The sequence below is a fragment of the Streptomyces sp. NPDC001027 genome (genome assembly GCF_040299045.1).
Taxonomy (GTDB): domain Bacteria; phylum Actinomycetota; class Actinomycetes; order Streptomycetales; family Streptomycetaceae; genus Streptomyces.
The window spans coordinates 1-12576 of sequence record NZ_JBEPBI010000222.1 but is presented as its reverse complement, the minus strand read 5'-3'; the positions used below and the strand labels follow the sequence as shown (position 1 = coordinate 12576).

Annotated in this window: 16 protein-coding genes; all 16 read right to left on the bottom strand. The window is 71.8% G+C overall.

What is annotated here, in order from left to right:
* Positions 1-60 precede the first annotated feature (60 nt).
* The 16 genes from ABT300_RS35010 to rpsP all read right to left on the bottom strand — a co-directional run bounded on the left by ABT300_RS35010 (position 61) and on the right by rpsP (position 12326).
* Positions 61-618: a TetR/AcrR family transcriptional regulator gene (locus tag ABT300_RS35010; RefSeq protein ID WP_351684565.1), complete on the bottom strand. Its 558-nt coding sequence runs from the start codon at positions 616-618 to the stop codon at positions 61-63.
* Between the two features lie 93 nt (positions 619-711).
* Positions 712-1554 carry an RNA polymerase sigma factor WhiG gene (gene whiG, locus ABT300_RS35005; protein ID WP_351684563.1) on the bottom strand — a complete coding sequence of 281 codons (843 nt, stop codon included), beginning with the start codon at positions 1552-1554 and terminating at the stop codon, positions 712-714.
* A 273-nt stretch (positions 1555-1827) separates the two neighbouring features.
* On the bottom strand, positions 1828-2985 hold the full coding sequence (dprA, locus tag ABT300_RS35000) for a DNA-processing protein DprA (protein WP_351684561.1): 1158 nt from the start codon (positions 2983-2985) through the stop codon (positions 1828-1830).
* Complete coding sequence (locus ABT300_RS34995; protein ID WP_351684559.1) at positions 2982-4598, bottom strand: YifB family Mg chelatase-like AAA ATPase; 1617 nt, start codon at positions 4596-4598, stop codon at positions 2982-2984. Before ABT300_RS34995 ends, dprA begins: the two co-directional genes overlap by 4 nt.
* A 1-nt stretch (position 4599) precedes the next feature.
* Complete coding sequence (locus tag ABT300_RS34990) at positions 4600-4971, bottom strand: YraN family protein (protein ID WP_351684558.1); 372 nt, start codon at positions 4969-4971, stop codon at positions 4600-4602.
* Between the two features lie 162 nt (positions 4972-5133).
* Complete coding sequence (locus ABT300_RS34985) at positions 5134-5442, bottom strand: DUF2469 domain-containing protein (protein WP_005311352.1); 309 nt, start codon at positions 5440-5442, stop codon at positions 5134-5136.
* 56 nt (positions 5443-5498) lie between these two features.
* Positions 5499-6035 carry an NUDIX hydrolase gene (locus ABT300_RS34980; RefSeq protein ID WP_351684557.1) on the bottom strand — a complete coding sequence of 179 codons (537 nt, stop codon included), beginning with the start codon at positions 6033-6035 and terminating at the stop codon, positions 5499-5501.
* Positions 6025-6801: a signal peptidase I gene (gene lepB / locus ABT300_RS34975; RefSeq protein ID WP_351684556.1), complete on the bottom strand. Its 777-nt coding sequence runs from the start codon at positions 6799-6801 to the stop codon at positions 6025-6027. Before lepB (ABT300_RS34975) ends, ABT300_RS34980 begins: the two co-directional genes overlap by 11 nt.
* A 149-nt stretch (positions 6802-6950) precedes the next feature.
* Positions 6951-7931: a signal peptidase I gene (gene lepB / locus ABT300_RS34970; protein ID WP_351684554.1), complete on the bottom strand. Its 981-nt coding sequence runs from the start codon at positions 7929-7931 to the stop codon at positions 6951-6953.
* The gene (gene lepB, locus ABT300_RS34965) at positions 7819-8916 is read right to left on the bottom strand and encodes a signal peptidase I (RefSeq protein WP_351684552.1); all 1098 of its coding nucleotides are present in this window, start codon (positions 8914-8916) and stop codon (positions 7819-7821) included. Before lepB (ABT300_RS34965) ends, lepB (ABT300_RS34970) begins: the two co-directional genes overlap by 113 nt.
* Positions 8909-9631 (bottom strand): signal peptidase I, encoded by a 723-nt coding sequence (gene lepB, locus ABT300_RS34960; protein WP_351684550.1) that lies wholly within the window; start codon positions 9629-9631, stop codon positions 8909-8911. The genes lepB (ABT300_RS34965) and lepB (ABT300_RS34960) overlap by 8 nt, the downstream gene beginning before the upstream one ends.
* A 45-nt stretch (positions 9632-9676) precedes the next feature.
* The gene (gene rplS, locus ABT300_RS34955; RefSeq protein WP_020128707.1) at positions 9677-10027 is read right to left on the bottom strand and encodes a 50S ribosomal protein L19; all 351 of its coding nucleotides are present in this window, start codon (positions 10025-10027) and stop codon (positions 9677-9679) included.
* A gap of 137 nt (positions 10028-10164) precedes the next feature.
* Positions 10165-10998: a tRNA (guanosine(37)-N1)-methyltransferase TrmD gene (trmD, locus tag ABT300_RS34950; RefSeq protein ID WP_351684548.1), complete on the bottom strand. Its 834-nt coding sequence runs from the start codon at positions 10996-10998 to the stop codon at positions 10165-10167.
* Positions 10998-11552, bottom strand: a complete 555-nt coding sequence (gene rimM / locus ABT300_RS34945) for a ribosome maturation factor RimM (RefSeq protein WP_351684546.1) — start codon at positions 11550-11552, stop codon at positions 10998-11000. The genes trmD and rimM overlap by 1 nt, the downstream gene beginning before the upstream one ends.
* A gap of 106 nt (positions 11553-11658) precedes the next feature.
* A complete protein-coding gene (locus ABT300_RS34940) occupies positions 11659-11898 on the bottom strand; it encodes an RNA-binding protein (protein ID WP_221353916.1) in 240 nt (79 codons plus the stop codon).
* Between the two features lie 5 nt (positions 11899-11903).
* Positions 11904-12326 carry a 30S ribosomal protein S16 gene (rpsP, locus tag ABT300_RS34935; RefSeq protein ID WP_107441715.1) on the bottom strand — a complete coding sequence of 141 codons (423 nt, stop codon included), beginning with the start codon at positions 12324-12326 and terminating at the stop codon, positions 11904-11906.
* Positions 12327-12576: the final 250 nt, after the last annotated feature.

The following is a 12576-nucleotide window of genomic DNA, read 5'->3' as shown; positions in this document are numbered from 1 at the left end:
CCCGCCGGGTCACGGCCTGCGACGCGCCTCGGGCGCCGGCGCGGCACGGCGGCGGTCAGCTCAGCCGCGGACTCCTCGCAGGACCATGGCGACCGCGGCCTCCGTGATCGCCGACGGGTCCTCCGCGGCGCCCAGCTCGATCCGCCGGACCGCCGCGTCCACGACGCCCTGCAGCAGCATCGCCGCCAGCCGGGGCTCCGCGTGGCCCAGCTCGGCCAGCGCCTGGCCGATCATCGTGACGAGACCGCCGTGCGCCGCCCGGATCTTCTCGCGGGCCCCGGCGTCCAGCTCACTGGCCGAGATCGCCACGACGGCCCGGTGCCGCCGGTCCCCGACCAGTGCGAGCTGCCGCCGCACATACGCCTCGACCTTGGCCTCGGCCCCGTCGGCCGCGGTCATCGCCGCCTCGACCTCCGCGGTCCACACGGGAAAGTCGACCTCGCACAGCTCCTCGACCACGGCGGCCCGCGACCGGAAGTACTCGTACACGGACGAGCGCGCGAGACCCGTCCGCTCGGCGAGGGCCGGGAACGTCAGCGCTTCCGTCCCGCCCTCGGACAACAGGGAACGTGCCGCGTCCAGCAGGGCGGCACGCTGCATCGACCGGTGCTCGGCCACGGAGGCCGCTCGAATCCTTGGCACGTCGTCCACTTTACGGACGCTCCACGCCCGGCGGGAGTGCCTGCGCCCGCGGCGCCGGCGAGCGGCAGGTCAGCGACCGAAGCTCGCCAGCTTGGCCCGCAGCTGGAGCACCGACTTGGTGTGGATCTGGCTGACCCTGCTCTCGGTCACCCCCAGCACGTTCCCGATCTCGGCGAGCGTCAGCCCCTCGTAGTAGTAGAGGGTGACGACCGTCTTCTCCCGGTCGGGCAGCGTGTTGATCGCTCGGGCGAGGAACCGCCTGAGCTCCCGGTCCTCGGCCACCTCCACCGGGTCGTCGGCGGCCGTGTCCTCGAGCGTGTCCATCAGGCTCAGCCGGTCGCCGCCCTCGCCGCCGACGTGCAGCAGCTCCTCCAGCGCCACCACGTTCGCCAGCGACAACTGGCTGAAGACGGCGTGCAGTTCCTCGACGGCGATGCCCAGCTCGGCCGCGACCTCACACTCCGAGGGGGTCCTGCGCAGCCGCGCCTCCAGCGTCGCGTAGGCCCGCTCCACGTTGCGCGCCTTCTGCCGGACCGACCTCGGGATCCAGTCCAGCGCCCGGAGCTCGTCGATCATCGCGCCCCGGATCCGGGTGATCGCGTACGTCTCGAACTTGATCTCCCGGTCGACGTCGAACTTCTCGATCGCGTCGATCAGCCCGAACACCCCGGAGGACACGAAGTCGGCCTGCTCCACATTGGGCGGCAGGCCGACGCTCACCCTTCCCGCCACGTACTTCACCAGTGGCGAGTAGTGCAGGATCAACTGCTCCCGCAGCCGCTCGTCGCCCGTCGCCTTGTACGAGCGCCACAGCTCGTCGAGCGTCGAGGGAGCGGGCGGCCGCACGCTGCCACCGTCACGGGCGGCTGGGGGGATCGCCGCCCGGTCGGACCCGGAGGTGTGCTGGGGCATTCGTCGCCTTGTGCCGTTCTGCCGTGAAGTGCGTCGGGGTGGGTGAAGGTGCTACGAGGTGGTGCAGTGGTGCCGGTCTGTGACGGAATCCTCGTGAGCGTAGCGTGACTGCGGTGTCGCGGTGCGCGAAGGGCGTGGCCCGACCGGCACGCAGATACGTTTTGCTGGGCGCGCTCCCGGGGCAGGTCGATCGCGGTCGCCGTCACGAGGTCGCGTCAACTACCGGATTCCGCAAGGCTTTCGGCGTTCCCCCGGACGGCCGAACCCCCTGGGTCAACACGGAGGCCGATCCCCTCGAACGGAGACCATCGCCTGGCGTGTCAACTTCCAGCCGTCGCCGTGTCGTTCGACGTAACCGAGCGCAAGGAGCTCGTACAGCCTCGCGATCGCGTCGTCCGGCGTCGTCCGGGCTTCGCGGGCGATCTCGCCGACCGCCGCGGTCCGGCGCGCCGGGAGCGCGGCCAGCACGCGCCGGGCGCCCGGCTCGAGGAGGTCGCGCGGCAGCGCCGGCCCACGCCGGGCGGGCGCCAGCTCCCCCATGTCACCGACCAGCTCGACGACTTCCGCGGCGTCCGTGACCAGCACGGCCTCCTGCCGGAGCAGTTCGTGCACCCCGGCGGACAGGCTGCTGGTGGCCGGGCCGGGCACTCCTATCGTGTGCCGTCCCAGCCGCTGCGCCGCCCGGGCGGTGACCAGCGAGCCGCTGCGGTAGGCGGCCTCCACGACCACCGTGCCCCGGGTGAGCGCGGCGATCACCCGGTTGCGCAGGATGAAGCGGCTCGGCGTCGGGTGCTCGCCCGGGGGCAACTCCCCGACCACCAGACCCTGTTCGGCGATCCTGCCGATCAACTGTGTGTGACCCTGCGGATAGGGCCGGTCGACCCCGCAGGCGAGGACGGCGACGGTGGCGCCGCCCGCTCCGAGAGCGCCCCGGTGCGCGGCGCCGTCGACCCCGTAGGCGCCGCCGGACACGACCACCCACCCTCGTTCGGCGAGACCGCAGGCGAGGGATGCGGCCATGTGGGCGCCGTACTCGGTGCAGGCGCGGGCGCCGACGACGGCCACCGAGCGCAGCGCCCACATCCGCAGGCTGGGTCGCCCGCGCACCCAGAGCCCCAGCGGCCGGGCGTCCCCGAGCTCCTCCAGGGTCCCTGGCCACTCGGCGTCGCCCGGGCACACGAACCGCACTCCGGCCTCCTGTGCGAGGGCCATGTCGCGCTCCGGCTCGGCCCGCTCGGCCCGCGCCCGCAGCCCGGCCCAGCGCCGTGCGGTGACGCCCGGCAGCGGCTCGCCGTCCGCGCACAGCCGCCGCACCACCTCCCGCGCGCCGCGTTCGCGCACCCACTGTCCGCCGACCTCGTCGCCGGGCTCGACGACCCGGCCGAGGAAGACCCGGGCCAGCCGCTCCTCGGCCCAGGCGCCGCCGTTCATGTGAGGGCCCCGAGGGCCATCGGCGTCCCACGAGGCACCCCGGTGCGCAGCTGCAGGGCCAGGGCCACGTCCATGGCGTCCGGCCGGTCGTGGCCGACCAGGTCGGCCACGGTCCACGCGACCCGCAGCACACGGTCGAGCCCGCGGGCGGTCAGCGTCCCGCGCTCCAGGTTCCGCTCCGCCTCGTCCATCGCGCCGACCGCCGCATGCCAGCGGTGGCGCAGCTCCCGCCCCGGCACTTCGGAGTTGGTACGCCACGGGGTGCCCGCGAGGCGGACCGCCGCGCGCTCGCGGGCGGCCCGCACCCGGTCGGCGACGGTGGCCGTCGACTCGCCTCCGGGCCCTCGGTGCGTGAGCTCGGCCCGGCTGACCGGGTCGACCTCCACGCGCAGGTCGACCCGGTCGAGCAGCGGCCCGGAGAGTCGCGCCTGGTAGCGGCGGACGGCGGCGGGCGAGCAGTCGCACAGGGCGTCGCGCAGCGAGAACCGCCCGCACGGGCACGGGTTGGCGGCCAGCACCATGAGGAACCGCGCCGGAAAGCGCACGACGCCCGCGCTGCGCGCGATCACCACGTGTCCCGCCTCGAGCGGCTGCCGCAGGGCGTCGAGGACCCGGCTGCCGAACTCGGGGGTCTCGTCGAGGAAGAGCACGCCCCGGTGGGCCAGCGAGACCGCGCCGGGGCGGGCGACGCCGGGGCCTCCGCCGACCAGCGACTGCATCGTGGCCGAGTGGTGCGGGGCGCAGTACGGGGGCACGTCGATGAGGGGCTTGCCGGGCGGCAGCAGGCCTGCCACCGAGTGCACCGCCGTGACCTCCAGCGACTCCTGCCTGCTCAGCGTGGGCAGCACCGCGGGCAGCCGCTCCGCGAGCATCGTCTTGCCGGCGCCGGGCGGGCCCTCCAGGAAGAGGTGGTGTCCGCCCGCCGCGGCCACCTCCACCGCGGTCCGCGCCGAACGCTGGCCGACCACGTCCGCGAGGTCGTGCTCCTGGTCCGGATGGGCGGCGCCGATGCCGATGGCGGCGCTCGTGCCGGGCATCCGCAGACCGGCCAGGAGCGGATCCGGGCGGCCCGCCTCGTCCGGCTCCTCCTCGGGGACGGGCTCGTCCGCGAGGACGGCGATCAGCTGCCGCAGGCTGCGCACTCCGAGCACGGAGACGCCCGGCACCAGCGCTGCCTCGGCGGCGGCGCTCTCGGGCACCACCACCTGTTCGTATCCCGCGGTCGCGGCCGCCAGCACGGCTGGGAGGACGCCCCGCACCGGGCGCACGCGCCCGTCCAGGCCCAGCTCGCCGATCATCACGACGTCGGCGAGCACTCGCGGGTCGATCCGTTCGGCCGCGCCGAGCACCGCACAGGCCACGGCGAGATCGAACCCCGATCCGCCCTTGGGCACGGACGCGGGGCTGAGGCCCACCGTGAGCTTCTTCTGCGGCCATTCGCCGCCCGAGTTCACCACGGCCGCCCGCACCCGGTCCCGGCTCTCGCTCAGGCTCTTGTCCGGCAGCCCCACCAGGGTGAACGCCGCCACTCCCGGTTCGAGGTCGGCCTGGACCTCGACGACGACGCCTTCGACGCCCACCAGCGCCACCGCGCACGTGCGTGCGAAGCCCATCTCAGGCCACCCCCCGCGCGTGCTGCACGACGGCGGCTCCCCGGCGCGGCAGGACCACGCCGACCAGGTCGATCCGGACGCCGCCCGGCGGGGCTCCGCCGTGCGCCTGGATCCACCGCCCGGCGAGCCCGCGCAGGCGCTCCGCCTTCTTCGGCGTCACCGCCGCCATCGGGTGCTGGAAGGCTCCGTCCCTGCGGGTCTTCACCTCGCAGACCACCAGGACGTCGCCGTCCCGCGCGACGATGTCGATCTCACCGGTCCTGCCGCAGCGCCAGTTGCGCTGCAGGACCGTCATCCCGGCCTCGGCCAGCCGCCGGGCGGCCAGCTCCTCGCCGTACCTGCCGAGTGCGCCACGTGCCAGTTGTGCGTTCATGTCGGCACCACCTCCGGGGCCAACGTTCACGCATCCGCCGCCACCGAAAGGATCTTGGTGGACACGCCGGCCGCTGTGGAGAACTCCGTCACCCGTCCGAGGGAGTCCGGCTCAGCCGGCCCCTCGGAGCACTCGGAGCGCTCGGCGCGAACCCGGCACGGCTCAGCTCCCCGGAAGCTCCAGGTCGCTCTTGTTCAGCTCCTCGATGTTCACGTCCTTGAACGTGAGGACCCGTACCTGCTTCACGAAGCGGGCCGGCCGGTACATGTCCCACACCCAGGCGTCGGCCATCGACACCTCGAAGAACACCTCGCCCTGGACCGAGTGCACCTGCATCTCGTAGTCGTTGGTCAGATAGAAACGACGCTCGGTCTCGATCACGTATTTGAACAGACCGACGACATCGCGGTACTCCCGGTAGAGCTTCAGCTCCATCTCGGTCTCGTACTTCTCGAGGTCCTCGGCGCTCATGGCATGTTCCCCTTCAGCCGTGCGATCCCCCCATTGTGCGCCAGTCCCGAGCGCCCCTAGACGATTTCCGTGTCAAGGGTCACCGGTCCGGCGGGAGGACCTTCGTCGAGCAGCCTGCGCAGCAGCTCGGCGAGTCTGGTCGGATACACCGTCTCATGTGCCTGGCTCAGTTCCTGACACGTCCACCAGCGCGCTCCGGCGACACTGCGCCGTTCCAGCTCGGTCAGGGCCGTCGCCCGGGTCGCGGTCACCGTCGTCCGGGCGAGGTAGTACCACTCGTCCTGGTCCCAGCGGCGGCCCGCGAAGGGGAAGGAGCACATCCGCCGCCACAGCACCGGACCGAGGTCGACCTCGGTGATGCCGGTCTCCTCGACGAGTTCCCGCAGAGCGGCCTCTTCACGGGTCTCGTCGCCCTCCACACCGCCGCCGGGCGTGAACCACCAGTGGTCGGCGGGATCGTCCGGTTCATGCCCGTGCAGCAGCAGGATGCGGTCCTGCGGGTCGAGGAGCACGACCCGCGCCACCTTGCGCAGCCCGCCCTCGTAGGAGTCGACGCCCCCGCCGACCGGCTCGTTGGCGGGCTCAGCGGGCACCGGCGGGCTCCGGACGGCTGCGGCGGCGGCCCGTCCGCTTGGCGATCGGGCCGTATGCGCCGCCGCCGAGCACCAGCACGGCGCCGCCGACGATCAGCCAGCCGATCGTGCCCAGCGGGCCCGGCTGGGAGAGGGCCCCGAGGTCCTCGAAGCCGGTCGGCCGCTTCAGCATGCCCTTCGCAGGCCAGACGACGGCGTCGACGCGGGCCTTGACCGCACTGCGGGCCACCGTGCCCTGGGCGGCGTCGGTGAGGTGGGCGGTGGAGTCCAGGGAGCCCTGCCGCTCGTCGCCGAGGAGGAAGAGCCTCCCGTCGGGGACCTTCACGGTCGGGAAGTTCTTGATCTCGGCCAGCGTGCCCGGCGGCAGATACGGTTCCTCGATCTGCTTGCCGTTGACGGTCAGCTTGCCGTCGGTGCAGCAGGCGACGGTGTCGCCGCCGACCGCGACCACGCGCTTGACGACCGGCGCGTTGCTCGCCCACGTCTTGTCGGTGAAGACGACCACGTCCCCGCGCCGCACCTCGCCGCCGTCGATGCGCTCGGCGAGCACGCGGTCGCCGGCGGCGATCGTCGGGCTCATGGAACTGGTGGGCACGGTGTAGGGCCGGTAGAGCAGGGCTCCCCAGGCGAACCCGCCGAGGAACAGCGCGAGGCCCAGTGCGACGGCCAGTCCGGACAGTCGCTGTCCGGTCCGGCTGCCCACCGGGCCGCTGCTGGTGCCGCCGCTGCTGCGCGGGGCCGTTCGTGTAGTGCTCTCGCCACCCATGGACCCGCACCCTACCCGGCGGTACCGAACCGGGTCAGCCCCCTCTTTCCCGCCCGCGCCCGGTCGGCCCGGTCTTCGCAGGCCGAGGTCACACGCTTGGGAAAGGGTTTGCCGAACGAGAGCCAGGTGGGCCGGGGCGGGGGCCGCGGTCAGCGGGTCCGGGAGTCCCCGGTCCGCCGGCGCCGCCACAGGACCACCGGTACGACTCCGGCGAGGGCGAGACCCTGCGGCGCGGCGGTGAGGGCCGCGGACGCCGCGGACTGGTCGCTCAGACCGGTCTGCTCGAAGGTGTCCGGCACCGGCAGCGTGCCCCAGTGGTTGAGCGGCCAGGCCTTGACGATGGCGCGGCCGACGACCTGGTCGACGGGCACCATGCCGTGGTTCTTGTCCGACTGGTTGTACCGCGAGTCGCGCGAGTTCTGGCGGTGGTCGCCCATCACCCAGACGTAGCCCTTGGGGACCTTCACCGAGAACTGGCCGCCCTGGTCGTCCTGGCTGCACGGGGTGTTGCCGGGGTACACGTACGGCTCGTTCAGCGCCTTGCCGTTGACCGTGAGCGGGCCGGTGCCCTTGCAGGCGACGGTGTCGCCGCCGACGCCGATGACCCGCTTGATCAGGTCCTTCTCCTCCGCCGACGGCATCAGGCCGATCCAGCTGAGGACGGTCTGGAAGGCGTTCGGCTCGACGGTGTTCTCGCCCGCGAGCCAGTTGTCCGGGTCGTGGAAGACGATGACCTCGCCGCGCTCGGGCTCGGAGCCGAACCACGGGGTCAGCTTGTCGACGAGGACGCGGTCGCCGATCTTGAGGGTGTTCTCCATCGAGGCCGACGGGATGGAGAAGGCCTGCACCAGGAACGTCTTGATCAGCAGTGCGAGGACCAGCGCGATGCCGATCAGGATCGGCAGCTCCTTCCAGAAGGAGCGGGGCTTCTTCGCCTGTGGCGCCGAGCCGTCCGAACCGCCGCCGCCGGTGCGCGGCGGTTCGTCCGCCGGCGGACCGTCGCCGCCCGCCACGGGGTCACTCCCGGAGGTCACGGCGCTGTCCGTGACCGGGTCGGCCTCTCCCACGGGGTGTCCGCGGTGCTCCTCGCCGTCGTGCCCGGACCGTGCGCCAACCGCCACATCCCCCACGCCAACTCCTCACTCTGTGCCGCTGCCTGCCCCACATACGACGCAGGCCCACCACTCCCATAACGAGCGGGAGTTCCGCAGGGGTCGGGAGTCTTCCGACGGATCCGTCCGGACCGTCGGAAGCAACCCTATGCGACGGCTGGGCGGAGGCGGTCGCCCCGACGGCCGAGCCGGTCACCGAGGTGAAAGTTTGCGGTTCCTTGAGGCGGATCCAGTGCCCGAGGGGCCAGGCGATCACCATGGCCCGGCCGACCACCTCGTCCTCCGAGACGGTGCCGCCGTAGTCGGTGTTGCGATGCGCCCTGGAATCGGCGGAGTTGGCCCGGTGGTCGCCCATCACCCACAGCCGCCCCTGGGGGACGGTGATGTCGAACGGGTCGTCCGAAGGGGTGTTGCCGGGATAGAGGTAGCTCCCCTCTTCCAGGGGAACGCCGTTGACGGTGACCCGCCCCTGCGCGTCACAGCACTTGACGTGGTCGCCGCCCACTCCCACGACCCTCTTGATGAGGTCCTTCTCGTCGTCGGACGGCAGCAGACCGATGAAGGTGAGCCCTTCCTTGACCTGCTTGACGACGACCGGGTCCTTCTTCTTGGCGGTCGTCTGCTCGTCGTCGAGCCAGCCGCCGGGGTCCTTGAAGACCACGACGTCCCCGCGCTCGGGCCGGGAGCCGAACCACGGGGTGAACTTGTCGACCAGGACGCGGTCGCCGATCCGGATCGTCTGCTCCATGGAGCCCGACGGGATCACGAAGGCCTGCACCAGGAAGGTCTTCAGCACCAGGGCTATCAGCACGGCGACGCCGACCAGCAGCGGGATCTCCCGCACGGCCGAGCGCCTGCGCTTGCGCTTGACCTTGCGCTGCAGCTTGCGCCGTTCCGCGCGGGAGCGGCCGGGGCCCGGGCCGGCGGTGCGCCGGACGCCGGTGGGCAGGAGGTTGTCCGCGGCGCTGTCCGAGAAGCCGCGCGGCTTGCCGCGGTTACCCACGGGCGCCCTCCGAACCGGGCACGCGCGCGTAGACGCTCGGACGCGAGAGGCGGGTGAGGTGGGAGAAGGGCCAGACGATCCAGTCGGCTCGGCCGATCACGTCGTCGACGGGGACCATGCCGCCGCCCGGTGAGCCCAGGCGGTCCCGGGAGTCGCTGGAGCGGCTGCGGTGGTCGCCCATGACGAACAGGGCGTCGTCGGGCACGACCACGTCGAAGGCGACCGTGGACGGGCTGTCGCCGGGATACAGGAATGTCGACTCGTCGACCGGACGACCGTTCACCTGGATCCTCCCCTCCTTGTCGCAGCAGACCACGTGATCTCCCCCCACACCCACGACGCGCTTGATGTAGTCGGAGTTCCCGAAGTACCCGGTGCCGTCGAACACGACGACGTCGCCGCGCCGCGGCTCGGCACCGAAACGGTACGCCAACTTATTTACGAGAACGCGGTCACCGATCCTCAACCCGTTTTCCATGGATCCGCTGGGAATTTGGAAGGGTTGCACCACGAAAGCGTTGAGGACGAGCAAAAACAGCAGGCAGGCCAGGGCGGTCAGGCTGTAGCCGCCCCCGGGGACCCATGACGCGATCCGTCCCGCCCACGCAAAACGCGACCGCCCCTCCGGGTCCGCGGTCTCCTGGGAGACGTCGGCGGCCACGGAAGGGCGGGAGGAGCGATCGCGCTCCGGCGTCGGCTGAGCTTCGGTGTCCATCGGGGCCAGATGTTATCCGGCCCCTCCATGAACTCCGGAAGGCGCTCAGTTGTCGCGCTTCTCCTTGATCTTCGCGGCCTTGCCGCGCAGCTCACGGAGGTAGTACAGCTTGGCGCGACGCACGTCACCGCGGGTGACGAGCTCGATCTTCTCGACGATCGGGGTGTGCACCGGGAAGGTGCGCTCGACGCCGACGGAGAACGAGACCTTGCGGACCGTGAAGGTCTCGCGGACGCCGGCGCCCTGACGGCGGATGACCACGCCCTTGAACTGCTGCACACGAGAGCGGTTGCCCTCGATGACGCGCACGTGGACGTTGACGGTGTCGCCCGGGCGGAAGGCCGGGACGTCGCTGCGCAGCGACGCGGCGTCGACGGAGTCGAGCAGGTGAGACATTTCGTCTGCTTTCTTCGCTGATGCCACAGGTCATCAACGGAACTAGATGTTCGAGGATTGAGTGCCGTGTGCCCGTCGAGGCGGGCGTCGTGTCCCCCTGCGGCAGGGGCGCACACCGGACGGCGCACAACAGCGACCTATTCTTCCACGACGTCGGTCCTGCGCCAAAATCGGCCGTAGGGCACACCCTCCGGGTCGGGCGTCCAGCCCAGGATGGAGAGCATCTCGCGGTCCTTCTTGTCGAAGGACGCGGGCGCGCAGCGCTCGATCAGGTCGGGCCGGTGGGCCGTCGTGCGCCGCAGGGCCTCGTCACGGCGCCACCGGGCGATCTTCCCGTGGTGGCCGCTGAGCAGCACGTCGGGGATCTCCCGGCCGCGCCAGGCGGGCGGCTTGGTGTAGACGGGGCCCTCGAGGAGGCTGGCCATGGCGCCGGGGGCGAAGGAGTCGTCGCGGTGGGACTCGGCGTTGCCGAGCACGCCGGGCAGCAGTCGGGCCACGGCCTCGGTGACGACGAGGACGGCCGCCTCGCCGCCTGCCAGCACATAGTCGCCGATGGACACCTCGTAGACCGGGATCCGGGCGGCGTACTCGTCGACGACCCGCCGGTCGATGCCCTCGTAGCGGGCCGGCGTGAAGATCAGCCAGGGGCGGCCGGACAGCTCGACCGCCAGCTCCTGGGTGAAGGGCCGGCCGCTGGGGGTGGGGACGACGAGCGCGGGGGCGTGGGCGCCCCTCTCGTAACCGTCGGCGAGGACGGAGTCGAGGGCGTCGCCCCACGGATCGGTCTTCATGACCATGCCGGGACCGCCGCCGTAGGGGGTGTCGTCGACCGTGTTGTGCCGGTCGTACGTCCACTCCCGCAGGTCGTGCACCCGCACGTCGAGCTGCCCGCGCGCGCGTGCCTTGCCGACGAGGGAGACGTTCAGCGGTTCCAGGTACTCGGGAAAGATCGTGACGACGTCGAGGCGCATCAGGACTCTTCCCCGGCCGCATCCCGGGTGCCGGCGACCTCGGCGCGGTCGTCGATGAGACCGGGCGGCGGGTCGATGACCGCCCGCTGCTCCTCGAGGTCGATCTCGGTGACGATCGACTCGACGAACGGGATCATCACCTCGCTGCCGTCGGGCCGCTCCACGATGAAGAGGTCCTGGGACGGCAGATGGGAGATCTCGGTGATCCGGCCGACCTCGGCGCCGTCCACGGTGACCACGTCCAGATCCATCAGCTGGTGGTCGTAGTACTCGTCCTCCTCCTCGGGCAGCTCCTCGGGATCGACCTCGGCGATCAGGAGGGTGTTGCGCAGGGCCTCGGCGGCGTTGCGGTCGCGCACGCCCTCGAAGCGCAGGAGGAGGCGGCCGCTGTGGACCCGGCCGGTCTCGATGGTCAGCGGACCGGTCGCGGCCGGGTCCGTGAACAGGACGGCGCCGGGTGCGAGCCGCAGCTCCGGCTCGTCGGTGCGTACCTCGACGGTGACCTCGCCCTTGATGCCGTGGGCGCGGCCGATCCGTGCGACTACGAGCTGCACTTCTGAAGATCTCCTGTCGTGCCTGTCGTCACGAGTGCCGTAACGACTGCGGGCCGGGGACGGCCCAGTGGCCTTCCCCGGCCCGAGCCGGTGGTGCGGAAACGCGTCAGCGGACGTGATCCACGTCGACGAGGTCGACGCGGACGCCCCGGCCGCCGATGGCGCCCACGACGGTGCGCAGAGCGCGTGCGGTGCGGCCGTTGCGGCCGATCACCTTGCCGAGGTCGTCCGGGTGGACACGGACCTCGAGCACCCGCCCGCGGCGCAGGTTGCGCGAGGCGACCTGCACTTCGTCGGGGTTGTCGACGATGCCCTTCACGAGGTGCTCAAGCGCCTCTTCGAGCATGCTGCTCAGGCCTCGGTCGACTCGGAGGACTCGGCGGCAGCCTCGTCCTTCTTCTCGGCCTTCTTCTTCTGGGTGATGGCCTCACCCTTGCCCGAGTCGTCGCCGCCGAGGGCCTCGAACGACGGACGGGCCTTCTTCGGCTCGGCGACGAGCAGCGGCGCCGGGGCGGGCTCGCCCTTGAACTTCTGCCAGTCGCCGGTCTTCTTCAGGATGGCGAGGACGGGCTCGGTCGGCTGCGCGCCGACACCCAGCCAGTAGGCGACGCGGTCGGCGTCGACCTCGATGACGGACGGGTGGTACGTCGGCTGGTACTTGCCGATCTCCTCGATCGCACGGCCGTCACGACGGGTGCGGGAGTCGGCGACGACGATGCGGTAGTGAGGCGAACGGATCTTGCCCAGACGCTTCAGCTTGATCTTGACTGCCACGGAAGTGGTGTCTCCTGGTCTTGACGTGGTTGGGCACGGCGAGATGGCCGCGTGGGGTTGCGGTACCCGAGTGCCCGATGGACGCGTCAGCCGGAGGAGAGAGGGGTCCTGTGCGACTGTCGAGTACAGCTGACCATTGTGCCACACCCGGCAGGTCGCCTCGGTCGAGGGGCGGCGCCCGGGCACGCCTGGGCAGCCCCCGCTGACCGGGCAGAGCGCGGCCGTGTCGCTGGGCATGGTGGCCGTCTCG

Excerpts from the sequence above, each read along its gene's own strand:
- whiG (WP_351684563.1), bottom strand. The coding sequence starts at position 1,554 with ATGCCCCAGCACACCTCCGGGTCCGACCGGGCGGCGATCCCCCCAGCC.
- dprA (WP_351684561.1), bottom strand. The coding sequence starts at position 2,985 with ATGAACGGCGGCGCCTGGGCCGAGGAGCGGCTGGCCCGGGTCTTCCTC.
- ABT300_RS34995 (WP_351684559.1), bottom strand. The coding sequence starts at position 4,598 with ATGGGCTTCGCACGCACGTGCGCGGTGGCGCTGGTGGGCGTCGAAGGC.
- ABT300_RS34990 (WP_351684558.1), bottom strand. The coding sequence starts at position 4,971 with ATGAACGCACAACTGGCACGTGGCGCACTCGGCAGGTACGGCGAGGAG.
- ABT300_RS34985 (WP_005311352.1), bottom strand. The coding sequence starts at position 5,442 with ATGAGCGCCGAGGACCTCGAGAAGTACGAGACCGAGATGGAGCTGAAG.
- lepB (WP_351684556.1), bottom strand. The coding sequence starts at position 6,801 with ATGGGTGGCGAGAGCACTACACGAACGGCCCCGCGCAGCAGCGGCGGC.
- lepB (WP_351684550.1), bottom strand. The coding sequence starts at position 9,631 with ATGGACACCGAAGCTCAGCCGACGCCGGAGCGCGATCGCTCCTCCCGC.
- rplS (WP_020128707.1), bottom strand. The coding sequence starts at position 10,027 with ATGTCTCACCTGCTCGACTCCGTCGACGCCGCGTCGCTGCGCAGCGAC.
- trmD (WP_351684548.1), bottom strand. The coding sequence starts at position 10,998 with ATGCGCCTCGACGTCGTCACGATCTTTCCCGAGTACCTGGAACCGCTG.
- ABT300_RS34940 (WP_221353916.1), bottom strand. The coding sequence starts at position 11,898 with ATGCTCGAAGAGGCGCTTGAGCACCTCGTGAAGGGCATCGTCGACAAC.